A 23298-nucleotide genomic window follows, 5' to 3' on the forward strand; every position below is an offset into this window, starting at 1 on the left:
ACCTGCCGGATGGCAGGTTTTTGTCTTCACGCCGTTATTTATGCACGACGACCAGTTTCTGATTCACAAACTCTTTAATGCCAAGATCGGAAAGCTCGCGGCCAAACCCGGAGCGCTTAACGCCGCCAAACGGCAGCTCCGGCGCGGTATCGGTTAGCCAGTTGATATAGACCATCCCGGTTTCAATCCGCGAGGCCATACGTTTCGCCCTTTCAATATCCTGGCTGAATACGGCTCCGCCAAGGCCATAGTGCGAATCGTTGGCCAGCTTCACCGCCTCATCGTCATCTTTCACCACGTAGATTTGCGCGACCGGACCGAAGAACTCTTCGAAGTAGGCCGGGTTATCGCGGGTAATGCCGGTCAAAATGGTCGGTTCGAAAAAGCTGCCCTCCCGCTGCGCGGGTTTGCCGCCCAGGTGCAGCTTCGCGCCGTTTTTCAGCGCGTCATTCACCTGCCTGGTCAGCGTTTCCAGCGCATCTTTTGAGGAGAGCGGACCCAGCGTCGTACTCTCATCCAGCGGATCGCCGATTTTCACCTGACGGAAGGCCTCGGTAAACTGGCTCAGGAACGCGTCGGCAATTTTTTCATGCAGGATAAAGCGCTTCGCCGCGGTGCACACCTGGCCCGCGTTGTTGAGCCGCGCCTGTACACCGATCTTCACCGCCTTCGCCAGATCGGCATCGTCCAGGACCACAAAGACATCGTTACCGCCCAGTTCAAGCGTCGCTTTCTTAATGTGTTTAGCCGCCTGCGCCGCCACCACGCTACCGGCTTTTTCCGAGCCGGTCAGGGCCGCGCCCTGTACGCGATCGTCGGCGATAATCTTCGCCACCTGATCCTGAGAAATAAACAGGTTAGTCCACGCGCCTTCCGGCGCGCCGGCTTCGCGTACCAGGTGGGCGAAGGTTTCCGCACAATGCGGGACGATGCTGGCATGCTTGGCGATAACCGGGTTCCCCGCCGCCAGGTTCGGCGCCAGCACGCGCATAAGCTGGTAATAAGGGAAGTTCCACGGTTCTACCGCCATCAGCACGCCGATGGGATGGTGTTCGACCCAGGCTTCACCCAGCTCGGACGGATACTTTACCGGCGCCAAAAACTGTTTGGCGTTGTCGGCGTAGTAGCGGGCAATTTGCGCGCACAGTTTAACCTCACCGCGGCTCTGCGCAATAAGCTTGCCCATCTCCTGGCTGGCGATTTCGGCCAGTTCGTCAACCCGGTCATCGATCAGATCCGCCAGCTTGTGCAGCACCGATAGCCGCTGCGCTATATCGCCTTTCGACCACGACGAATGATATAGCGCATCCGCCTTCTGCAGCGCCGCCTCTACGTCCGCATCGCTGTGTGACGGGTACGCTTTGATGAGCTGATTGTTTGCAGGATTCACCGTCTGATAAGCCATATCGTATGTCTCCTTGTTATCGCTGTTAACGCAGTCATAAATACCGCACAGGATATTAAGGGTAGTCGAGATAGCTGTGGATGCGGCCAAACTCAGAGAGATACGGAATTTTCCCGAAATGGAACGGGGAACGCTATCAGCATAAACCCCTCATAAATAACGTCAATATATCAATATCTTAGTGAATAACAGCCCGGATATCTGCCTCCGACAAACCGGTAATTCTCAGCACCGTTTCCAGCGCCATCCCTTCGGCGAGCATCGTTTGAGCAATACGCAGCGCTTCGGCGCGCTGCCCCTCCTCAACGCCCTCAAGTCGACCTTCCCGCTTCCCCTGCCTGCGCCCCACTTCACGTCATCTTTCGGCGATAGTCATTAGCTTCTCCTTGTGATGCGGTACCCGCCGGGCCACTTCGCGGATAAATTTCCCCAACCGAAGCGCTTTGCCCGAGTGAACCAGATAATTAAACAGCGTTTTTAGCTGCCTATCATTAGCTTATCCGCTAAGCAAAATGGCCGTCAGATGTTCCACAATGCCCAGCAGATCGCGCTGACGAATATGTTTTTGCAGCAGTTCAAGTAAGGCTACTCGGCGATGCTGGACAATTTCATTCCTCATTTGCAAGCGAGACATTTTTGTGGAAGGCGACTCGCGGTTCTTCCGCAGGCTGAAGGCATGTTATAAACAACTATCCCTCTCAGCTAAGGAGCCCACCGTGAGCCATACGCGCAATATTCAGCAAACCTTCTGGCACGACGAACAGCTGCCCTGGCTGGAGCTGCGCAGTACCTGGAACAGCCGCCAGGCCTATAAACGTCATCGCCATCCGCAGCTCTCCATTGGGGCGATTATCGAGGGGGAAACGCGCTGTCTCTGCAATGGTCAGGAGTATCTGCTGCGGCCCGGCGATCTGATTATTATTCCCGCCCAGGCGCCCCACAGCTGTAATCCGCGCGACGGCCAGCCGCGCAGCTACCATATGCTCTATCTCGAGCTAAGCTGGTGCTGGCGACAGCTGGCAGGCGATGGGCATCATGAGCGATTGATAGCCTCCCAGCCGGTGATACGCGATGCCGAACTGTTTGCCCGGTATTTGCAGATCGTGGAATTGATGAGCCAGCAGAACACCGCCGCGTTACCCGAAAGCGTCGCCCGCTTGCTGCGCGGCCTGCCGCTGCGCCCGCTCGCGCCTGCGGCGCTAAGTCAAACCAGCGCGCGTTTGTTCAGTCGTCTGGCAACCAATCTGCAGGCGCCGCCGACGCTGGATAGCCTCGCCGAGGAGTTTGCGCTGCGTAAAGAGACGCTGATCCGCGCCTTCAAGCACGATACCGGCCTGACGCCCGCCAGTTTTATCAATATCGCGCGGATTGAGTTCGCCAAATCGCGCCTGCGCGCCGGGGATACTATCGCCGATGTAGGCTACCAGGCCGGGTTTGCCGACCAGAGCCACTTTCATAAAACCTTTGTCAGCTATACCGCCGCCACGCCGCGCCAGTATGCGCAGCGCCGATCAATAACAGACAATAATTAGCGTTCGCGCTGGCGTAGGGTGACCTCAGGTTATTACTGAGGTTGCTATGGACATACTCGCTACGCTCTTTCCCTCCGCCTTCCCCGCGCTGGCGCTCTCCCATTTTGTCGCCCTGCTGAGCCCCGGGCCGGATTTTTTTCTGCTGGTGGGCTACGCCATCCGCTATCGCCTGCGCGGCAGCGTCGGCCTGTGTCTCGGTATTGCCGCCGGAAACGGTTTATATATTATTCTGGCGATTATCGGCTGGGGGATCCTGCGCCAGGCGCCGCTGCTGTTTACGGTGATTGAGCTGCTGGGCGCGGCGTATTTGCTGTGGATTGGCAGCCTGCTGCTCAGAAGCCGCCCGGCCACGCTGGCGCTGCACGGCGCCTCGGCTTCGCGCCCGTCGCTGGTGAGACAGCTTTTTCTCGGGCTGGGTTCTTCGCTGCTGAATCCGAAAAACGCGCTCTTCTACCTCGCGCTGATGACCTCCCTATTGGGACCGAACGTCACGCTGGTGCAGCAGGCCGTCAGCGGGGCATGGATGACCAGCGTGGTGCTGCTGTGGGATCTGTTGCTGGTCACGCTGATTGCGCTACCCTCGGTGCAGCGCCGCCTTTCCGCCGTCGTCTGGCGAGTCGAGCGAGTAGCCGGCGGCGTATTGGTGGCTTTTGGTTGTTGGATTGTGTGGCAGTTTATTTTTAATTAGTATTGTCGACGACCCAATAAGGACAAAGCCTCATCATTCTCTGTACAAGAATAAACGAGGCTCTATTCTCTCTCTCTTTTAAACAATATTTATTCCGGGCTATTTGCCGTCAACATATCCATCGGCACAAATACCCACTGCTGCGCTTCCGAGCCGTTAAATTCGAAAAGAATAATCGGATTCCCCGGGTTTGTGCCGCGGTTGTAACTGTCCATAACAAAGGTCGGATTTTGTTTGCTTTTAATAAAGCGACGTGAGCTGACTAAATCCCACCGCTGCGTCGCTTTATTCCCGCGAACCTGGAGCTCAATCGCTGCGCCTGAACCCATACGATCCTCGCGGATACCCAGCAGCAGCTCCTCACTGGCGGCCAGGACGATCTCGCCGGTCCTGTCATCAACCGACCACAGAATTTTATTTAACGGTGAGGACGCTGGTAAGATAACAGCCTTAGCCCCGGTTTGCTGATCGCTAATACCTAATACCATGTCTTTTTTTGCTGTATATTTAAATATACCAATCATGATCAACTCCTTTTATAAAAGACCAGTAGCAAGAGAAATTTATTAACGTTCTCCCTGAAATAAACAATGCCTTATTTAACCTTGAGTATAATGTGATTAAGATCACTTATTAATAATTAATTTAAGAAAGAACTCATGTACAATATATATTATAAATGTATTTAACTTTAATTATTTAAAAATAGAATTTAAGCTACGTAAATTAAATTAACCCTCATCGTCTCTCTCGTCGGGAAAAGAGGAATCCGAATGACCAGGGCGTCAAATGGCGAAGATTTTACGCATTAGCCGTCAGGCTATATGCTTAAGACTATGGAAAAACTCGCTGAACTGAAACGCGCCAAGCTGCTGGCGCTCTCGCTGCTGCTGATTGCAGCCGCTATTTTTATCACTACCCTCGTGCTGCCGCCGACGCCATGGGTCGGTGCGCTAAAGGCTATTTCCGAAGCGGCGATGGTCGGTGCGCTGGCGGACTGGTTCGCGGTAGTGGCGCTGTTTCGCCGCATTCCGCTGCCGTTCGTTGCGCAGCATACGGCGATTATCCCGCGCAATAAGGACCGGATAGCCGATAATCTCGGCTATTTCGTGCAGGAAAAATTTCTTGATACACCGTCGCTGGTGGCGCTGATCCGCCGCTACGAACCGGCGCTGATGCTCGGTAACTGGTTCAGCCAGCCGGAAAACGCGCGGCGGGTCGGCCAGCATCTGCTGCAAGTGATGAGCGGGTTTCTCGAGCTCACCGACGATGCGCGCATTCAGCGCCTGCTGCGCCGGGCGGTGCATAAAGCAATTGATAAGGTCGATTTAACCCAAACCAGCGCCATGATGCTGGAGGGGCTGACGCGCGATAACCGCCACCAGAAGCTGCTCGATTCGCTGATTAGCCAGCTGATCGCCCTGCTCCAGCGCGACAGCTCGCGGGCGTTTATTGCCCGCGGCATCGTGCACTGGCTGGAGACCGAGCATCCGCTAAAGGCCAAACTGCTGCCTACCGAATGGCTCGGCGAGCACAGCGCTGAAATGGTTACCGACGCGGTTAACACGCTGCTCGACGAAGTGAGTCAGGATCGCGCCCATCAGATCCGCCAGGCCTTCGATCGCGCGGCGCTGAAGCTGATCGACAACCTGAAGTCCGATCCGCTGATGGCGGAAAAAGCAGACAATATCAAAGCGTATCTGAAAAACGATGAGACCTTTAACCGCTATCTGGGCGAAGTGTGGGCCGACCTGCGCGGCTGGGTTAAAAACGACGTTAATAGCGACGATTCACGCATCAAGCAGCGCATTGCCGAAGCCGGTCAGTGGTTTGGCGAAACGCTGCTCCACGATGAGGCGCTGCGCGAATCGCTGAACGAACACCTTGAACAGGCGGCGCACCGGGTGGCCCCGGAGTTTGCCGCCTTCCTGACGCGCCATATCAGCGATACGGTCAAAAGCTGGGACTCCCGCGATATGTCGCGACAAATCGAGCTGAACATTGGTAAGGACCTGCAGTTTATCCGCATCAACGGCACGCTGGTCGGCGGCACTATCGGCCTGCTGCTGTGGCTGTTTTCACAAATTCCGGCGCTGCTGCATTTACATATTTAATTCAACTATTTGTTTTTAATGTATTTATTACACGAATACATATTAACCCCTGAAAATATATGGATATTTAGGTTGACCCTAAATTTATTGCAGTGTGAAGTGCTGAAATAGTGCGCGCATAAACGGCTATTTATGGCGTAGAGACTCAACAAGGAGCCCACCGATGTTGCAATGGATGACCCGCTTTTTTGCCCGCCATTCCGCCACCCTGTTCTTCCCGGCAGCGCTGATCCTCTATGACTTTGCCGCCTATCTGACCACCGATCTTATCCAGCCGGGTATTATCCACGTGGTGCGCGACTTTGACGCCGACGTGGCGCTGGCGCCCGCGTCGGTCAGCCTGTATATGGCCGGCGGCATGGCGCTACAGTGGCTGCTCGGGCCGCTCTCCGATCGTATCGGCCGCCGTCCGGTACTGCTCACCGGCGCGCTGATCTTTACCCTGGCCTGCTTCGCGACCCTGTTCACCACCTCAATGGAGCAGTTCCTTGCCGCGCGCTTTGTTCAGGGCACCAGTATCTGTTTTATCGCCACCGTCGGCTACGTCACCGTGCAGGAGGCGTTCGGCCAGACAAAAGCCATTAAGCTGATGGCGATTATTACCTCGATCGTGCTGATTGCGCCGATAGTTGGCCCGCTCTCCGGCGCGGCGCTGATGCACTTCGTGCACTGGAAAGTGCTGCTCGGCATTATTGCCGTCATGGGATTTATCGCCTGGCTGGGGCTGCTGCTGAATATGCCGGAGACCGTCCGGCGCGGCGACGTCCCCTTCAGCGCCAGCGGGGTGCTGCGCGATTTCCGCGATGTTTTCCGCAACCGCATTTTTCTGTTTGGCGCCGCCACGCTCTCGCTCAGCTATATTCCACTGATGAGCTGGGTTGCGGTCTCGCCGGTTATCCTGATTGACGACGGCGGCTTAACCACCGCCGAGTTCGCCTGGACCCAGGCGCCGGTCTTCAGCGCGGTGATTATCGCCAACCTGTCGGTGGCGCGCTGGGTAAAAGATCCCACCCGCCCGCGCTTTATCTGGCGCGCGGTCCCTATCCAGATGATCGGGCTGGCGATCCTGATCCTCGGCAATCTGCTGTGGCCGCACGTCTGGCTATGGTCGGTACTCGGCACCTGCTTCTATGCTTTCGGCATCGGGCTGATTTTCCCGACGCTGTTCCGCTTTACTCTGTTTTCTAACGATCTGCCAAAGGGCACCGTTTCCGCGTCGCTGAATATCGTGATCCTCAGCGTCAGCGCGCTCTCCATCGAAGCGGCGCGCTGGCTGTGGTTTAACGGCGGTAGGCTACCTTTTCATCTGCTGGGGGTGGCGGCGGGGATCGGGGCCGCGTGCTGTCTGGCAGGCTTATTAAGCCGGATACGCCAGCGACCGGAAGCCATGCTGGCGCAGGAGTAGCGCACATTGACTACTCCACGGTCCAGGCTTCGCTAAAGCTCTCGTCGGCGAACAGCTCCGTCAGGCCGCTGATCTGTTTCAGGCGCAGCACCTCATCCGCATCCATACCGAGCTCTTCGCCGATGCGCCGATCGTCCCAGCCCTGGCGATGTAAATCGCGGACGATGTCGGACATCGCCGCGATCTGGTGTTTGCCCCTGGCGCGATTATGGCGAATGGTAGCGGCGATACGCTCTTTCTGCCCTTCGCGTTCGGCATTGATGAGCGTCACCGGAAGATAACCATGCAGACGGCGGCTCAGCTCCGGGCGACTCTTACCAATCAGATGGCGGTGAAAGCCGTCCACGACCAGGTGCCGTCGCTGCTGGCGGGCTACCACTACCGGTTGGGTAAAACCATCCAGTTCGATAGAACGCTCCAGAAGTTTTTTTTCCACCGTCGCCATCACGTTAGGGTTGTAGTCATTCGCCTCAACCGTGTTGGCTTCGACCCACAGCACGCAGTCCACCGGCTCGCGGCAGAAGGGGCTGTGCTGGTGGATCAGGCTCTTCAGCTCGTTAATCGCTTTGATTTTCAAGTCAACATCGTCAAACGACTCGAGATACTCAATCACTGTCTTAGCCACATCCGGTGACATCAAAGCGTCCTCCACTCTTTACGTTTGTTACTCACCAGCCGACAGTAACGCTCATAGTGCTTAGGCTGCGTCGGGCTGAACGACAGCATCCGGCACCAGAAATCGTTTTTCAGTAGCGTCTTGCAGATACGGCGCCATGAGGGAATATCGCGATAGCCGAGATCTTTTTCCTGCTCATCGGGGATATCGTCAGGGAAACCGCGGGTCTGGTACCAGTGCAGATAAATAGCGATTTTATTGCGGTAATGCTCGGCGGTTTTCTCCGGCATGCTATCGAGCAGAAAGAGCGCATATTCGCGCCAGCTAAAATGCGCCGGTTTGCGGATTTTGGTCTTCAGCGCAAAGTAGTCGCCGCTGGCGTTGGCGTAAATCGCGCCGCTGTGCGCGCCGCATACCCGACGGCACATCCGCTCCCAGGTCTCCGGCTCAAGTATGTGATAAAGCCACAGCCCGCGCCGCTGCTCGGGGCCGAAAGGCTCGCAGACGCGCATATTTTTCAGCGGCACGCCGGCGCGATGCATCAGGTCATAGAGCGGGTTGTAGGGGAGCCGCGACTTGTGATTAAAGATCCAGATATCGCGGGTCCGCCAGTCATAGAGGGGATAGCAGGTGTAGCTAAACCCTTCCGGCGAGGCGGTGGTCCATGGCTTATCGTCCTCAAAGCGCAGTTTGGTCGGCGAGGTAAGCGCCATGTAGCGATGCAGCGACTCGTCGGTGCGGATACCGATCAGCGAAGCGAGACTTCTCCCGGCGGCCAGCCAGTGCGAAAAAGCCGGAACAAAGGCTTCAAACGTCATTTCCGGCTGATAAAAAGGGAAAAAACCGGCATCGGTGATGGCATCATCCGGCGGTTGCCTTACCCATTCAACCCCGGCCCGCCAGGCGACCCATTCCGGCTCGTGCTGCGATACGCCGCTCACCGTGGTCATCGGCAGCGCCACCCAGTAGAAGCGGCTTACCACGTCCTGATAGCGCTCTTTCATATTTTGCACGTGCTGGATAGTTAATAAATACTGCGCTTCCCAGTCCACGAACAATACCGCAAACTTTTTCCCTTTTTTACGCGCAACGGCCGCCGCCAGATGAAATAATACCGTCGAGTCTTTACCGCCGGAAAAAGATAAACAGACCTGCTCGAAAGTATCAAATACCCAATCCAGGCGCATCAGAGCAGCGTCAAAAACATTTATATCCAGTTTTACGCGTTTCATCCTTCACCCCTGATAAATGAATCGCCGTCAGAATGTACTTATAGAAAAAATCCGTAAGCCAGATAACCTGAAAACAGGTCTATAGATTATTCATCCAGATACCGACATGCTGAAAAAAGGCGAGCGCAACTAAATGTTATTCACATCATAAAAACCATATTATCTCATTTAAATTCATGAGGTTATGAGAATCCCTCTGATTATCTTCATTTTATCGAGAATACTGTGATCTCAGTCACAATTAGCTCCTGAGCGATTTAATCAACCTACCTCGTTGTGGCCAAAAACATCACGCCATATCACAACTGACTCCCCGCGATCGGATATAATCAGCTGCCCTGATTCACCGTAACAATATTGATTAAGGAACGCTATGAGCGATATCGATCTCAGCCCGCCGCAACGCGATCTGCTGCGCGAGAAGCTGTGTAAATACTGCGAAGAGAATTTTGAGCTGGAGCTGGAGCAATTTGACGCGGAATTCTTTGTCGACTTTATCGCGAAAGAGCTGGGTCCAATGTTTTATAACGCCGGGATTGATGCGGCCATCGCCACCCACCTTGCATTGAGCGATCGGATTCAGGAAGAGATGGATCTGAAAAAAGTCTATTAGCGGGAGATCAATAAACACACACAATAAACAGGGTTATAATGCGGCCTCTTTCATCATCTCCCGTGTACGGGGAAGGAAAACCATGTCGCTTATCACCGATCTACCCGCCATCTTTGACCACTTCTCCGCAGCCCGCCAGCAGGGTTTCCTCACGGTCATGGAGCTTAAAGAGCAAAACATACCGCTGGTTGGCACCTACTGCACCTTTATGCCGCAGGAAATTCCGCTGGCCGCCGGCGCGGTGGTGGTGTCGCTGTGCTCCACCTCCGACGAGACGATTGAAGAGGCGGAAAAGGATCTGCCGCGCAACCTCTGTCCGCTGATAAAAAGCAGCTACGGTTTTGGCAAGACCGACAAATGCCCCTACTTCTACTTTTCCGACCTCGTGGTGGGCGAAACCACCTGCGACGGCAAAAAGAAAATGTACGAATACATGGCCGAATTCAAAGCCGTGCACGTGATGCAGCTGCCGAACAGCGCCAGCGATGATGCCTCGCGAGCGCTGTGGAAAGCGGAAATTTTGCGCCTGCAGAAGGCGGTGGAAGATCGCTTTGGTACGCCGATCACCGAAGCCGCCCTGCGCGAGGCGATTATCCTCAAGAACCGCGAACGGCGGGCGCTGGCGAACTTTTATCGCGTCGGGCAGCTCAACCCGCCCGCGCTCAGCGGCAGCGATATTTTAAAAGTGGTCTACGGCGCGACCTTCCGCTTCGATAAAGCGGCGCTGATCGATGAGCTCAACGACATGGCGGATCGGGTGCGCCTGCAGTGGCAAGAGGGCAAACGGCTGGAGGCGCGGCCGCGTATTCTGATCACCGGCTGCCCGATCGGCGGCGCGGCGGAAAAAGTGGTGAAGGCCATTGAGGACAACGGCGGCTGGGTGGTCGGTTTTGAAAACTGCACCGGCGCGAAAGCCACCGAGCGCTGCGTGGAGGAGACGGGTGACGTTTACGACGCCCTGACCGATAAATATCTCGCCATCGGCTGCTCCTGTATTTCGCCAAATGATCAGCGCCTGTCCCTGCTCAGTCAAATGGTAGAAGAGTACCAGGCCGACGGCGTGGTAGACGTCATTCTGCAGGCCTGCCATACCTACGCGGTGGAGTCGCTGGCGATAAAACGCCACGTGCGCCAGCAGCACGATATCCCCTATATCGCCATTGAGACCGACTATTCGATGGCGGATCTCGGCCAGCTCAGCACCCGCGTGGCGGCCTTTATTGAGATGCTTTAGGAGCGCGCGTGACCGTTACCGTAGGGATTGATTCCGGATCGACCGCCACCAAAGGCATCCTGCTCGCCGATGGCGTGATTCAGCGCCGCTTTCTCTGTCCGACGCCGTTTCGCCCCGCCGACGCCATCGTTGAGGCGTGGGAAACGCTCCGCGCTGGCTTAAGCGAACGCCCCTTTTTAACCTTAACCGGCTACGGTCGCCAGCTGGTGGATTTTGCCGATAAGCAGGTCACCGAGATCTCGTGCCACGGGCTCGGCGCGCGGCTGCTGGCCCCGCAGACCCGGACGGTCATCGATATCGGCGGCCAGGACAGCAAGGTTATCCAGCTGGACGACGCGGGTAATCTCACCGATTTTCTGATGAATGATAAATGCGCGGCGGGCACGGGGCGCTTTCTGGAGGTGATCTCGCGTACGCTGGGGGCCAGCGTCGACCAGCTCGACAGCATCACCGAAGGCGTTGAGCCCCATGCGATTACCAGTATGTGCACGGTGTTCGCCGAATCCGAGGTCATCAGCCTGCGTTCGGCCGGGGTGCCGCCGGAGGCGATCCTCGCCGGCGTGATCAACGCCATGGCCCGACGCAGCGCCAATTTTATCGGCCGCCTGTCGGCGCAGGGCCCGCTGCTGTTTACCGGCGGCGTCAGCCGCTGCGCCGCCTTCGCGCGGAGGCTGGAGGAGCACGTGGGTATGGCGGTGCAGACGCATCCCGACGCGCAGTTTGCCGGGGCGATCGGCGCGGCGCTGATCGGTTTACGTCAGAGGAGCCGCCGGTGACGGAATATCTGTTTTTATTTCACTCAACGGTGGGGGTAGTGCGGATGCGCAAAGCCCTGCAGGCGGCGGGAGCGACCTTCCGGGTGAAGGACATTCCGCGCCAGCTGCGCGGCGGCTGCGGGCTGTGCATTTATCTGCGCTGTGAGCCGGGCGAAGAGCAGAAGTGGATTCTCCCCGGCCACACGGCAACCCTGTTTCGCGTCGCCGGGGATGATTATCAGCTGCTGGCTCAGTTTCCGCAGCAGGCGTAACCCGGCGTGAAGCGAGCACAATATCCGGGTTTAGTCCCTCACCCCAGCAGCTGGCGAACGCAGGATTTAAACACCCGCACGCCATCCGCCAGCGCGGCGCGGTCGAAGCGCATCTCCGGATGATGCAGCCCCGGCAGCAGGTCGCAGCCCAGCCCCCAGAACCCGCCCTTCACCTGTGGACGCAGGCGCAGGTAGTGGAAAAAGTCCTCGCTGCCCGGCGTACTCTTCGCTGCCGTTAAGCCGGCTTCGCCAAACGTTTCGCGAATCGCCTGGCTGACGATAGCCGTAGCCTGTTCGTCGATAATCGCGGCGGGCATCTCCTTGACGATCTGGATATCGACGGTGGCGCCGTAAGCCGCCGCGCTGCTCTCTATCGCTCGCACCACCCGCTCTTTCAACGTCGCCATGCCCTCATTTTCCGCGCTGCGCAGATCCCAGCACACGTGCGCTTTCGCCGGCACCGAGTTGGTCACTCCCGCATCGCACAGAAAGCGCGTCGCTTTAGCGCTCCAGGTCAGCGAAGGCGCCAGATGAATCCCGTTTACCGCCTGCACCGCGTGCGACGCGGCGTCCAGCGCGTTAACGCCCAGATGAGGTCGGGCGGCGTGTGCGGCTTTGCCGTGGAAATCGACCATCACCGTCGCCGAGGCGGAGTAGTACATCGCCGGCACCGCCTTGCCTTTCGGACACTCCTCCAGCGGCCTGAGATGGAAGCCGAACAGCATCTCCACGTCGTCCAGCACGCCCGCTTCCGTCAGCGCGATCGCCCCGGTGCCCAGCTCTTCAGCGGGCTGAAAGAGTATTTTCAGCTTCCCGCGCTTTACCAGCCCTTCGGTGAGGATCTCTTCCGCGGCGGTCAACACCACCGAAGAGTGACCGTCATGACCGCAGGTATGGCGAGCCTCTAAGCGGCCATCGATGATATGGCCCAGCGCATCCATATCTGCCCGCAGCGCCACGACCGGCCCCGGCTTACCGCTATCCAGCAGCGCAACAATGCCGGTGGTGCCGCCGACGTTGCGCTGCACCTGAAACCCCGCGGCTTCTAATGCATCGCCGATGTATGCCGACGTTTTGTACTCTTCAAAGCCCAGCTCCGGGATTTGATGCAGATAATTGAAATGCTCTAATGTTCGCGACACGTCTTACTCCTTGCCTTCTATTATGCAATCACGCGCATGACCAGCATGGCGATGACGGCATTGATAATGCTCACCGCCATCAGCAGCGGCCAATATTTTTTCGGGACATCCGCTACGCCGAGCAGACGCCCCATGTACTGCAGCTGCGAACCCATGAGGAAAATCGCCGGGATCAGAATCGTGATATCCGCCACGTTGAGGGTACCTTTGCTCAACAGGCTCACCGCCACGCCGGTTCCCGCAGAGGCGGAAAGCCAGGAGGTCAGCAATACGGTAATGGCTTCCCCCGGCAGGCCGAACAGGCCCATCAGCGGCGCGCAGACGTGGCCGATGATCTGCATCACGCCGAGCAAATTGAGCATTTCAGCGATCACATAGGCCATTAATACATTCGGCATCAGATTGTTGATGGCGATATTAAATCCTTTGCGCGCGCCGATAACGAAAATATCGAACGGGTTACTGCCGACTTTTGCCGAATTATTCATTTTCAAAATCCCTTTTATAAGCGGTATTCAGAACCAGACGCGTGATTGCCGCGCCGACAAATTTCAGCACAAACATTAAAAGCAGCGGAATAATGATAGGAATGGTTAACGAAGCGAAAAGCGCTGAGCCAATTGAGAAGTAGTTATTAATCAGACCGGCCCCGGAATATTGCCAGGCGCCCATAATAACCAGATCCTTACGATTTATTTTGTCGCTGTCATACAGCTCTTTGGTCAGCGCCGCGCCGGCATCGGTACTCTGTAAATCGGTAATCAGCGCCAGGCCGGTATAGCCCGGGATCCCGAGCAGCGGGCGAAGCAGCGGGGTCAGCAGCTTATGCGCCGCGCGGATCGCCCCGTAGTGGGTAAATATCTCCAGCAGCCCCAGCGCCAGCATCACCGTCGGCACCAGCGACAGGGCAAACAGGAAGCCGGCCTTGGCGCTGATGCCGCCGCTACCGATAAAGGTGTTGGTTTCCGGTGTTTTCATGGTGCCGAACGCGCCGCCGAGGGTGGTAAAGTCAAACGCCCCCAGCCAGGCCATGCCTTCAACCTTAAACAATAATCCGGAGAAAACTAACAATACGATGATCAGTGAAATCCAGGCTCCGGGCCCGACTTTCCACTCATTTGTCGTTTCGTCGGAGGAACATTCCAACGTTTTATTTTCACTCATAGCCTGTCCTCTCACATAATGAAATGTTAGTGCGATTGTTTGCAATTTGAAATTTTGTCAATTTATTGTTATTCGAATTTATTATTTTCACTGATAAGCTTTTCCATATTCCCTTAATCAGCATCATCACCATTTCTTATTCTTTAACTTCCCGAGCCTTGCCACCTTAATAGCAAGCCGGGAATAAGCGATGAGAATTTTCCTCCCTGCCAGTTTTTGTCCGAATTACGATTATCTATAACTCGCCGGGATGATAAATACCTGTGAAAGGGTGTTATTGTTGACCGCAGGTCAACAAAGGAGCGAGAAACGATGTTGCATGAGAGGCCAATGAGCTATCTGTATGAAGTCGGGATTCAGGGAGGCATTCGCCGGGCCGCCGATATGCTGGGTATCAACCCGTCAGTCATCAGCCGCCAGATAGCGCAGCTGGAACGGGCGCTGGAGCTGCCGCTGCTGGAACGCCAGGGGCGAAACGTGGTGCTTACCGAAGCCGGACGTCTGCTGGCGGAGGACTACTTCGAAAGCCGTCAACGCCGGGAAAAGCTGGAAAGCCATCTGAAGGATTTACGCCACATGCGCGGCGGGACAATTTCAGTGAGGATTGGCGGCGGGCTGGTCACCACCTTTATTGAATCGGTGATGAGCACCTTTTCGCAGTCCTGGCCTAACGTGTTCGTGGATATTAGTGTCGGCAGCATGCAGGAGATGCTCAACGATATCGCCAGCGGCGAAGCGGATATGGCGGTCGCCTTCGGCCCCATCGGCAACCCGGAGCTTAAACGCCACAGCTTTCAGTGGGGCCCTATCTGCGCGGTGGTCTCGCCACAGCATCCCATCGCAGCCCAGCGCGCCGTCACCATCGATGAGCTCACGCAATATCGCCTGATCGCGCTCACCGACAGCTTTGGCCTGCAGCGCCATATGAACGCCATGTTTAAAACCGCCGGACGGCAGTTTCATCCGGCCTATCGCTGTAACCTCTTTTCCACCGCCATGAGCCTGAGCCAGGCGGGATTGGGGATCTCTTTTATGACCGCATACGCCGCCCGGGAAGCGATCGCCCACGGTATTCTGACCGCGGTCCCCATTGACCATCCTATCGCCAGCAGCGCCCAGTGCCACCTGCTACGCAACTCCGACCGCCGCTTTTCTCCGGCGGCGCATCATATGTGGCGGCTGCTGCACAACGCTTTTCGCGACGCGCAGCGGGCGCTGGCGGCCTGAGCTTATTCGGTCACCACAAACCGGGTTGGCGCAAAGCAGTTCAGCAGCCGATGCATAAGGAAGACCATGGTCAGCGTGACGATCAGCGCCACGGTGACGGAAGTGATGCGGTACAGATCGCTGAACACCAGGTCCTGGTCGGGATGCAGGTTCTGGCCGAACATGATGCCGATGGTGGTGATGCTGGCAAAGCCAACGCCGGCACCCACTTTCTCCATCACGTGCAGGCGGGCGCTAAACGCCAGGCCGAGGCCAATCAGCGGCATCATCAGCAGCATATGGTTGCTGAAGTCGTAGATAATCAGCTGCACCACCAGAATATAAAGGCAGGCCAGCACCACCCCCACCACCCGCCAGATCGAGCTGATCACCGCGCCGCGATAGTGCATCGGGAACAGAATTAAAATCCCCGCCATCAGCGCCGACAGCGAGTCGCTCAGATCGCAAACCTGGAAGATCACAAAGATCATCGTCGCCACGCTGCCGGAGAGCAGCGATTCATGACGAATACGGGCGGCGTCTTTTTCAATGCGCGGCGGCGGCTTGCGTGGTTCAACGTCCGGGATGAAGTAGTTAAGCAATGCGCTCAGCGCCACCGCCATCACGCAGGCCTCCATATTGGAGAACATCAGGGTGTGCCAGTTGCTGGTGGGATAGCTCATAAAGTTGAGCATCGTGCTTTGACACACCACGCCCATCGACCCCAGCAGAAACAGCGGCCCCTGGCTCATAAAGCGAAAGCGCATCACGTACAGACCAAACACCACCAGCGTCATCATCACCGGCCACTGCGAAAGATAGCCGACGATCAGCACCATTTCGACGCAGTTTACCGCCGCGCTGAACACAAACTGCCGCGCCACGTGACGGTTAAACACCGGCACCAGCGACAGCAGCATCAGCGGATAAACCACGAAGAAGACGCCGTACTGCACGTCGTAGAAGGTCGAAATGCTCAGCGCGATAGTGCCGGCCACGGCGATGCGCAGCGTCTGGCGAAAATCGTTGGCCGTATAGACGATGTTGCCGTGCGGGGTGAAAACCCGCGCCAGGGTATTAATAGACATAGTGCAGCATGCTCACCAGATGGATCTGCGCGCCGGCAAAGGTGCGGGCGAACGGGCCATCGCTGTTATAGAGCTGTACCGTCGCGCGGGCCCCGGTGGGAAGTGGTTTATCCAGCGGCTCATCAAGCGCGACGTGAATGCGCATGCGCTGCGCGTCGCGCACCCAGCGGGTAGACTGCTCCGGCTGCGACAGCTGGCCATTGACCTCTTCCTGTCCGGCCAGAATACCGGCATCGCTGCTGGTGACGTGCGCCCGGAAGACTTTCCCCGGCAGCGCATCAAACACCACCGCGGCATCGGTTTTGACGCCGGTGTGGCGCAGGCTCTTCTCGCGGAAATCGGCGACGATATCGGTCTGATTGCTGACCAGCGCCAGCAGCGGCGTGGCGGCGGTGGCGTACAGACCGGGGTTAAGCTGAAGGTTGCTCACCATGCCGTCGGTTTCGGCGCGCACCTTGGTCCAGCCAAGGTTAAGCTGCGCCTCTTCCAGTGCGTTGCGGTACTTCTGCAACGTGACGTTGCGCGCATCGTCGCGCTCGCCGCGCTGGATCAGCAGATTCTGGATGCTGGCGTTGAGCGCGCTGACCGACTGCTCGCTGGTCTGCCAGGTGGTGCGCACTTTATCCAGATCCGACTGGGAGACGTTCTGCATGGTGCTCAGGCGCTGGTAGCGATCGAAGGTCACCTTATCGTTGCGCGCGGTGTACTGGGCGGTGCGCAGGTTGGCGCGGGCAGAAGCGATCTGCGCGTCCAGCTGCTGGTTGCTGAGTTTCGCCTGTTCAAGGGCGATTTGCGCCGCTTCCACTTTATTGATAAACGGCGTCGGATCCAGTTCATAGAGCAGGTCGCCCTTCTTCACCTGGCTGTTGTTGTGCACATAGACATGGGAGACATAGCCGGAGACGCGCGACGAGACCGGCGTGACCACGCGCATCACGGTGGAGTCCGGCGTGAGCGGGATCCAGATATCGGCAACGATAAACCAGGCGAATATGGCCAGGAAGGCGGCAATACTCACCCTTACCCAGCGGGCAAATTTCTGTTCAGGGGTCATCATAGTGTTTTAGATCTTGTTATCTTCTTCGCGGATAGTCCGCAGATTGCAGGCGATTTGATTTAACGTGGCGCTAAAGGCGGCGAGCTGCGCTTCAGGGATAGTTTCGGTGACGCGCTGTTGATAGGTCTCAATCACGCGGTTCAGCTTCTCCAGAATAGCGCGGCCTTCCGCCGTCAGCGTCAGCAGGCGGATGCGTTTGTCATAAGGCGATGTTGAACGCAGCAGATAGCCCTGCTTTTCCAGCTGCGTGAGGGTGCGCATCAGCGGCGGCAGTTCAATGCCCTGCACCTCCGCCAGCTCGCTGACCGAGACGTTCTCACCCAGCTGGTGCAGCTGCATCAGCACCGTCCAGCTTGACTGGGTCAGACCGGTGTCGGTAATGGCAGAATCAATAATCGCGCGCCACTGGCGCACGACCATCGCCATGCGCATGCCCATCGGGCGCTGGGCAAACAGATCGTCTTCGGTCATCTTATTTTCCTCACTTAGCTGCGAAGAAAATAATACTTATCACGATAAGTATCAAGAAACGAAGAATTGATAAGCATGAATTGATAAATTCTATGAATGTATCATCCCCGGTCACGCTAGTGCTTACCGGGGCTACGGCTCTGCGCGATCTGGTAGCCCGCACAAGGCGCGTCAGGCGCCGCCTCCGGGGAAATGCCGGGTAAAAAATCGCACTTTTTAATTGATCTGATCCCGGCGCAGTCCGACATCTTTTAGCTGTTCGTCGCTCATTCGCTGCAATGTTCTGCGTGTTTGTTCGCGAAGCCACCATTTTTTGATTATCCGCGCCAGAAATACGAAGCCGATAAACGGCTGTCTTGCCCGATTCTCGTGAAATTCCATCCTCTACCTCCTCACCTTGCCAGAGGCTTTATCTTCACGGATCCGGGGCTAAACAATACAGATTCACAAAATACTTTTCTTTAACATACAGATTCGCTAAAACGTACAGCAGACCTCATTTTTACCGCCAATCTGTACTGGTTTATTGATCTGTATGGCGACGATCAAGGATACAGCATGACCCGCTATCAACATCTGGCCAGCCTGCTGGCAGAACGCATCGAACAGGGGCTGTATCGCCCCGGCGAAAAGCTGCCGTCGGTACGCAGCCTGAGCCAGGAACACGGCGTCAGCATCAGCACCGTTCAGCAGGCCTACCAGACGCTGGAACAGCAGCAGCTGATCGTGCCGCAGCCGCGATCCGGCTATTTCGTGGCCCCGCGTAAAGCTCAGCCGCCGGTGCCGCCGATGTCGCGGCCGGTCCAGCGCCCGGTAGAGATCACTCAGTGGGATCAGGTGCTGACCATGCTCGACGCCCGCCACGATAAATCGATTATCCCCTTCGGCGGCGGCTCGCCGGACGTCACTCAGCCGAGCCTGAAGCCTATCTGGCGCGAGCTGAGCCGGGCAATTCAGCACAACCTTAGCGAAGTGTTGAACTACGACGAGCTGGCCGGGCGTCGCGAACTGCGCGAACAGATCGCCCGCCTGATGCTCGACGGCGGTTCGGTGGTCACCGCCAACGATCTGGTGCTTACCAGCGGCTGCCACAGCGCGCTGTCGCTGGCGCTGCTGTCGGTGTGCCAGCCCGGCGATATCGTCGCCGTCGAATCCCCTTGCTACTACGGCACCATGCAGATGCTACGCGGATTAGGGCTAAAAACCATCGAGATCCCCACCGATCCGGAAACCGGGATCAGCATCGAGGCGTTAGAGCTGGCGCTCGATCAATGGCCGATCAAAGGGGTGATCCTGGTCCCCAACTGCAATAATCCGCTGGGATTTATCATGCCGGATGCCCGCAAGCGGGCGGTGCTATGCCTCGCCCAGCGCCACGATATCGTTATCTTTGAGGATGATATCTACGGCGAGCTGGCGACCGAATACCCGCGCCCGCGCACGATCCATTCCTGGGATATCGACGGCCGGGTGATGCTTTGCAGTTCGTTTACCAAAACCATCGCTCCCGGCCTGCGCATCGGCTGGATTGCCCCCGGCCGTTATTACGATCGTCTGCTGCAAATGAAGTATGCCGCGAGCGGCACCAACGTCCCCTCCACCCAGCTGGCGGCCTGTAACTTTATTCGCGAAGGCCACTACCACCGCCACGTACGGCGGATGCGGCAGATCTATCAGCGTAATATGGAGATCTACACCTGCTGGCTGCGGGAGTTTTTCCCCTGCGGAATCTGCGTTACCCGCCCGAAAGGCGGCTTTATGCTGTGGGTCGAGCTGCCGGAGCAGGTGGACATGGTCTGCGTCGCGAAGCAGCTGTGCCGGCTGAAGATCCAGGTCGCGCCGGGATCGCTGTTTTCAGCATCCGGGAAGTATCGCAACTGCTTAAGGATCAACTGCGCCCTGCCGCCGATTGAGAAGCATAAAGAGGTGATGGTGCAGCTGGGCATGGCGGTGAAGGTGGCGATGGAGTGATTCTTCATCTTAACTAATGGAAAATATATGGAAAGCAACTTAAAAAAATTTTCGACCAATGCATTAAAAATTATTCCAGGATATGATTTCCTCTCGGAAATGTATATATTCATTAAACACCCGGAAATATATGACGGCACCCATGAATATGCTCCCTTGGTAAATTCTGGCGCTAATTTATTAAAATCAATACTAATTGTAGGCTCATTGATGGCTGCATTCAGTTTTCTTTCAATAAAATTAGCTCCCATAACTAGCTTTAAATTAATATTCAATCAACTATATTGGTACATTCTTTTGTTAATCCAACCTATAAAGTTTGGAGTCTTTTTCTGGCTGTGCATGTCTACAGCAACTCGATTTAAAAAAAATGTGTGTCATAGTGTTTATTTTTTTCAGGTGCTTCAAACCTACGCGGTTATTAATGTAATAATATTCTTCTTGTTTTGCATAGCAATCAACAGAATTTTCCTTACTGGAGATTTTAACAGACCATCTGGCAACATTGATCTAATGATAGGTTTTATACTGGCATTACTTGTTCTTACACTTACATTCAGACTATTAATAGCTCCATCATTTCGTTACTTGTCGATGTATTACAAAAAACCATCCAGTGCAATTATCCTTCTCTTATCAATTAGCATCTCTTATTATTCAGCTAATCAAATAAAATTAGTAGACGGAAAGGGAATGGTGAACAAGAAAGAATTCTGCGAATTATTTTATGATTTAAAAATAAATCCCTCACAGATTAATAAAATCGATAAAAATCTATACCTGAATGAGTGTATAAATATCTTCTCCCGGAATTGATAATTATGTAAAATCAGAAGGTTCCTGTTCACGTAAAGAGAGAACTATGGCTGACCTGAACCTGAGTACCCTGACGGAAGCAGACATCATCACCAAACGTGTTATGCCCGCCATCCTTGATGCTGGCTGGAACGACACAACGCAAATCAGACAAGAAGTCAAACTCCGGGACGGTAAAGTCATCGTGCGCGGTAAGGTTGCGGCGCGCAGAACGGTGAAATCCGCCGATATCGTGCTCTACCACAAATTAAACATGCCCCTGGCGGTGATCGAAGCCAAAGCCAATAAACATGAAATCGGCAAAGGCATGCAGCAGGCGCTGGGCTATGCCCACCTACTGGATATTCCCTTTGCGTTTGCTTCTAACGGCGATGGCTTTATCTTCCATGATAAAACGGCAACCGGCAAGATTGAGCGAGAAATTACCCTCGATGAATTCCCAACGCCTGACGAATTGTGGCAAAAATACTGCGTCTGGAAAGGTTACACCGAAGCCCAACTTCCGGTAATTACCCAGGACTACTACGACGACGGCAGCGGCAAAGCGCCGCGTTATTACCAGTTACAGGCTATCAATAAAACGATTGAAGCCGTTTCCGCCGGGCAGAACCGCGTTCTGCTAGTGATGGCAACCGGCACCGGCAAAACCTATACCGCCTTCCAGATCATCTGGCGCTTATGGAAAGCGAAAAGTAAGAAGCGGATCCTGTTCCTGGCCGATCGCAATATTCTGGTCGATCAGACCAAAAACAACGACTTCCTGCCGTTTGGCACGGCGATGACCAAGGTCACCGGGCGCACCATCGACCCGGCCTTTGAAATCCACCTCGCGCTGTACCAGGCCATCACCGGCCCGGAAGAAGATCAAAAGGCCTTTAAACAGGTAGCGCCGGATTTCTTTGACCTGATTGTGATCGACGAATGTCATCGCGGCAGCGCTTCGGAAGATAGCGCGTGGCGCGAAATCCTCGACTATTTCAGCGCCGCCACGCAGATTGGCTTAACCGCCACGCCGAAAGAGACTCATGAAGTCTCCAGCACCGATTACTTCGGCGACCCGGTGTATATCTACTCGCTGAAAGAAGGTATCGAAGACGGCTTCCTTGCTCCCTATAAAGTGGTGCGCGTCGACATCGACGTCGATCTCCAGGGCTGGCGCCCGACCAAAGGCCAGACGGATAAAAACGGTGAGCTGATCGACGACCGTATCTACAACCAGAAAGATTTTGACCGCACGATGGTGATCGATGAGCGCACCAAACTGGTAGCGAAAACCATTACCGATTACCTCAAACGCACCAACCCGATGGATAAAACCATCATCTTCTGTAACGACATCGATCACGCGGAGCGGATGCGCCGTGCGCTGGTCAATCTCAACCCGGAACAGGTCAAAAAGAACGACAAGTACGTGATGAAAATCACCGGCGATGACGACATTGGCAAAGCCCAGCTGGATAACTTTATTAATCCCAAAAAAGAGTATCCGGTTATCGCCACCACCTCCGAGCTGATGACCACCGGCGTCGACGCCAAAACCTGCAAACTGGTGGTGCTGGACCAAAATATTCAGTCGATGACCAAATTCAAGCAGATCATCGGCCGCGGCACCCGCATCGATGAACGCTACGGCAAGCTATGGTTCACCATCCTCGACTTCAAAAAGGCCACCGAACTGTTCGCCGACGAACGCTTCGACGGCATCCCGGAAAAAGTGATGGACACCACGCCGCAAGATATCGCCGACCCGGAGTCTGATTTTGAAGAGCAGTTCGACGAACACGAAGAAGAGACCGAAGACGACATCACCGGTGTCGATGAAGATCCCGCGCCGTATACCGTCACCGGTTCTGATGATGTCGGCCCGCTGCCGGAAGATGATGAAAACAAAGTGCGTAAGTTTCACGTCAACGGCGTCGCCGTCGGCGTGATCGCCCAGCGCGTGCAGTATTACGACGCCGACGGCAAGCTGGTCACCGAATCCTTCAAAGATTACACCCGCAAAACGCTGCTCAAAGAGTACGCCTCGCTGGATGATTTCACCCGCAAATGGCAGGGCGCCGAGCGCAAAGAGGCCATCATCAAGGAACTGGAGCAGCAGGGGATTATCTGGGAAGTGCTGGCGGAAGAGGTCGGTAAAGAGCTCGACCCGTTCGACATGCTGTGCCACGTGGTGTATGGTCAGCCGCCGTTAACCCGCAAAGAGCGGGCGGAGAACGTGCGCAAGCGCAACTACTTCACCAAATATTCCGACGCCGCGCAGGCGGTGCTGAATACGCTGCTGGATAAATACGCCGACGCGGGCGTGCAGGAAATAGAGAGTATTCAGGTGCTGAAGCTCAAGCCGTTCGACAGCATGGGTACGCTGCCGGAGATCATTAAAAGCGGATTCGGCGACCGTAACGGGTATAATCAGGCCATCAGCGAGCTGGAGAGCGAAATCTACCACTTACCGCCCCGCTCCGCGTAACCACTCCCCTTTTGCGCCTTCTGCTGCCAGCACGCAGCAGAAGGCCT

At 55.7% G+C, this 23298-nt stretch carries 23 protein-coding genes and 1 pseudogene; 12 read left to right on the plus strand and 12 right to left on the minus strand.

The annotated features are described in order from the left end of the window. Positions 1-34: 34 nt before the first annotated feature. Both CMQ96_RS22600 and CMQ96_RS22605 read right to left on the minus strand, forming a co-directional pair. A complete protein-coding gene (locus CMQ96_RS22600) occupies positions 35-1405 on the minus strand; it encodes an NAD-dependent succinate-semialdehyde dehydrogenase (RefSeq protein WP_024360428.1) in 1371 nt (456 codons plus the stop codon). A gap of 178 nt (positions 1406-1583) precedes the next feature. Beyond that, positions 1584-2018, minus strand: a pseudogene (locus tag CMQ96_RS22605) (Rpn family recombination-promoting nuclease/putative transposase); the annotation flags it as partial. A 103-nt stretch (positions 2019-2121) separates the two neighbouring features. On the opposite strand from CMQ96_RS22605, the gene CMQ96_RS22610 reads away from it, so the two are divergent. Next, on the plus strand, positions 2122-2937 hold the full coding sequence (locus CMQ96_RS22610; protein WP_049088601.1) for an AraC family transcriptional regulator: 816 nt from the start codon (positions 2122-2124) through the stop codon (positions 2935-2937). Between the two features lie 46 nt (positions 2938-2983). Then, a complete protein-coding gene (locus CMQ96_RS22615) occupies positions 2984-3625 on the plus strand; it encodes a LysE family translocator (RefSeq protein WP_098067354.1) in 642 nt (213 codons plus the stop codon). An 89-nt stretch (positions 3626-3714) separates the two neighbouring features. On the opposite strand, the gene CMQ96_RS22620 is transcribed toward CMQ96_RS22615, so the two are convergent. After that, positions 3715-4149, minus strand: a complete 435-nt coding sequence (locus tag CMQ96_RS22620; RefSeq protein WP_004133187.1) for an RICIN domain-containing protein — start codon at positions 4147-4149, stop codon at positions 3715-3717. A gap of 300 nt (positions 4150-4449) precedes the next feature. Here CMQ96_RS22620 and CMQ96_RS22625 point away from each other — a divergent pair, with 300 nt between their 5' ends. Together CMQ96_RS22625 and mdtM are read left to right on the plus strand one after the other, a co-directional pair. Beyond that, positions 4450-5739, plus strand: coding sequence for a DUF445 domain-containing protein (locus CMQ96_RS22625; RefSeq protein ID WP_074168711.1), 1290 nt, complete (start codon positions 4450-4452; stop codon positions 5737-5739). Positions 5740-5902: 163 nt separating this feature from the next. Further along, the gene (gene mdtM / locus CMQ96_RS22630) at positions 5903-7144 is read left to right on the plus strand and encodes a multidrug efflux MFS transporter MdtM (RefSeq protein WP_176519004.1); all 1242 of its coding nucleotides are present in this window, start codon (positions 5903-5905) and stop codon (positions 7142-7144) included. Positions 7145-7154: 10 nt separating this feature from the next. Here mdtM and CMQ96_RS22635 read toward each other — a convergent pair whose 3' ends face one another. Both CMQ96_RS22635 and CMQ96_RS22640 read right to left on the minus strand, forming a co-directional pair. After that, positions 7155-7781 carry a ParB/RepB/Spo0J family partition protein gene (locus CMQ96_RS22635; protein WP_004133192.1) on the minus strand — a complete coding sequence of 209 codons (627 nt, stop codon included), beginning with the start codon at positions 7779-7781 and terminating at the stop codon, positions 7155-7157. Next, positions 7781-8992: a phosphoadenosine phosphosulfate reductase gene (locus CMQ96_RS22640; protein ID WP_098067355.1), complete on the minus strand. Its 1212-nt coding sequence runs from the start codon at positions 8990-8992 to the stop codon at positions 7781-7783. The genes CMQ96_RS22635 and CMQ96_RS22640 overlap by 1 nt, the downstream gene beginning before the upstream one ends. Positions 8993-9365: 373 nt before the next feature. Between CMQ96_RS22640 and CMQ96_RS22645 the strand changes: the two genes are divergently transcribed. The 4 genes from CMQ96_RS22645 (at position 9366) to CMQ96_RS22660 (ending at position 11866) form a co-directional block, all read left to right on the plus strand. Beyond that, positions 9366-9605 carry a DUF2164 domain-containing protein gene (locus CMQ96_RS22645; RefSeq protein ID WP_004133196.1) on the plus strand — a complete coding sequence of 80 codons (240 nt, stop codon included), beginning with the start codon at positions 9366-9368 and terminating at the stop codon, positions 9603-9605. A gap of 82 nt (positions 9606-9687) precedes the next feature. Next, positions 9688-10839, plus strand: a complete 1152-nt coding sequence (locus CMQ96_RS22650; protein WP_098067356.1) for a double-cubane-cluster-containing anaerobic reductase — start codon at positions 9688-9690, stop codon at positions 10837-10839. Positions 10840-10847: 8 nt separating this feature from the next. Beyond that, positions 10848-11615, plus strand: coding sequence for a putative 2-hydroxyacyl-CoA dehydratase activator YjiL (gene yjiL / locus CMQ96_RS22655; RefSeq protein ID WP_004133200.1), 768 nt, complete (start codon positions 10848-10850; stop codon positions 11613-11615). Then, complete coding sequence (locus CMQ96_RS22660; protein WP_004133202.1) at positions 11612-11866, plus strand: DUF3343 domain-containing protein; 255 nt, start codon at positions 11612-11614, stop codon at positions 11864-11866. Before yjiL ends, CMQ96_RS22660 begins: the two co-directional genes overlap by 4 nt. 38 nt (positions 11867-11904) lie before the next feature. On the opposite strand, the gene CMQ96_RS22665 is transcribed toward CMQ96_RS22660, so the two are convergent. Genes CMQ96_RS22665 through CMQ96_RS22675 form a run of 3 tightly spaced genes read right to left on the minus strand, consistent with a single transcriptional unit; the run spans position 11905 to position 14172 of the window. Beyond that, the gene (locus CMQ96_RS22665; RefSeq protein WP_024360437.1) at positions 11905-13008 is read right to left on the minus strand and encodes a M20 peptidase aminoacylase family protein; all 1104 of its coding nucleotides are present in this window, start codon (positions 13006-13008) and stop codon (positions 11905-11907) included. Positions 13009-13028: 20 nt separating this feature from the next. After that, the gene (locus CMQ96_RS22670; RefSeq protein ID WP_004128539.1) at positions 13029-13496 is read right to left on the minus strand and encodes a YjiG family protein; all 468 of its coding nucleotides are present in this window, start codon (positions 13494-13496) and stop codon (positions 13029-13031) included. Next, positions 13489-14172, minus strand: a complete 684-nt coding sequence (locus CMQ96_RS22675; RefSeq protein ID WP_004133206.1) for a nucleoside recognition domain-containing protein — start codon at positions 14170-14172, stop codon at positions 13489-13491. The genes CMQ96_RS22670 and CMQ96_RS22675 overlap by 8 nt, the downstream gene beginning before the upstream one ends. 312 nt (positions 14173-14484) lie before the next feature. Between CMQ96_RS22675 and CMQ96_RS22680 the strand changes: the two genes are divergently transcribed. Then, entirely contained in the window at positions 14485-15399 is a 915-nt protein-coding gene (locus CMQ96_RS22680) for a LysR substrate-binding domain-containing protein (RefSeq protein ID WP_024360438.1), read from the plus strand. A gap of 2 nt (positions 15400-15401) precedes the next feature. On the opposite strand, the gene CMQ96_RS22685 is transcribed toward CMQ96_RS22680, so the two are convergent. The 4 genes from CMQ96_RS22685 to CMQ96_RS22700 all read right to left on the minus strand — a co-directional run bounded on the left by CMQ96_RS22685 (position 15402) and on the right by CMQ96_RS22700 (position 18375). Beyond that, the gene (locus CMQ96_RS22685) at positions 15402-16466 is read right to left on the minus strand and encodes a DUF2955 domain-containing protein (RefSeq protein WP_004133209.1); all 1065 of its coding nucleotides are present in this window, start codon (positions 16464-16466) and stop codon (positions 15402-15404) included. Further along, positions 16456-17523, minus strand: coding sequence for an HlyD family secretion protein (locus tag CMQ96_RS22690; protein ID WP_098067357.1), 1068 nt, complete (start codon positions 17521-17523; stop codon positions 16456-16458). The genes CMQ96_RS22685 and CMQ96_RS22690 overlap by 11 nt, the downstream gene beginning before the upstream one ends. Positions 17524-17529: 6 nt before the next feature. Then, complete coding sequence (locus tag CMQ96_RS22695) at positions 17530-17994, minus strand: MarR family winged helix-turn-helix transcriptional regulator (RefSeq protein WP_024360439.1); 465 nt, start codon at positions 17992-17994, stop codon at positions 17530-17532. Positions 17995-18210: 216 nt separating this feature from the next. Beyond that, positions 18211-18375: a DUF1127 domain-containing protein gene (locus tag CMQ96_RS22700; RefSeq protein ID WP_004098259.1), complete on the minus strand. Its 165-nt coding sequence runs from the start codon at positions 18373-18375 to the stop codon at positions 18211-18213. Positions 18376-18552: 177 nt separating this feature from the next. Here CMQ96_RS22700 and CMQ96_RS22705 point away from each other — a divergent pair, with 177 nt between their 5' ends. From CMQ96_RS22705 to hsdR, 3 genes are read left to right on the plus strand one after another with little or no spacing between them, the layout of a single operon-like run. Then, on the plus strand, positions 18553-19965 hold the full coding sequence (locus tag CMQ96_RS22705; protein WP_004137263.1) for a PLP-dependent aminotransferase family protein: 1413 nt from the start codon (positions 18553-18555) through the stop codon (positions 19963-19965). 27 nt (positions 19966-19992) lie between these two features. After that, on the plus strand, positions 19993-20781 hold the full coding sequence (locus CMQ96_RS28955) for a hypothetical protein (protein ID WP_255256994.1): 789 nt from the start codon (positions 19993-19995) through the stop codon (positions 20779-20781). Positions 20782-20827: 46 nt separating this feature from the next. Next, the gene (gene hsdR / locus CMQ96_RS22715; RefSeq protein WP_098067358.1) at positions 20828-23251 is read left to right on the plus strand and encodes an EcoAI/FtnUII family type I restriction enzme subunit R; all 2424 of its coding nucleotides are present in this window, start codon (positions 20828-20830) and stop codon (positions 23249-23251) included. Positions 23252-23298 lie beyond the last annotated feature (47 nt).

It is taken from the genome of Klebsiella sp. MBT K-1 (genome assembly GCF_002556465.1).
Lineage (GTDB): Bacteria > Pseudomonadota > Gammaproteobacteria > Enterobacterales > Enterobacteriaceae > Klebsiella > Klebsiella grimontii.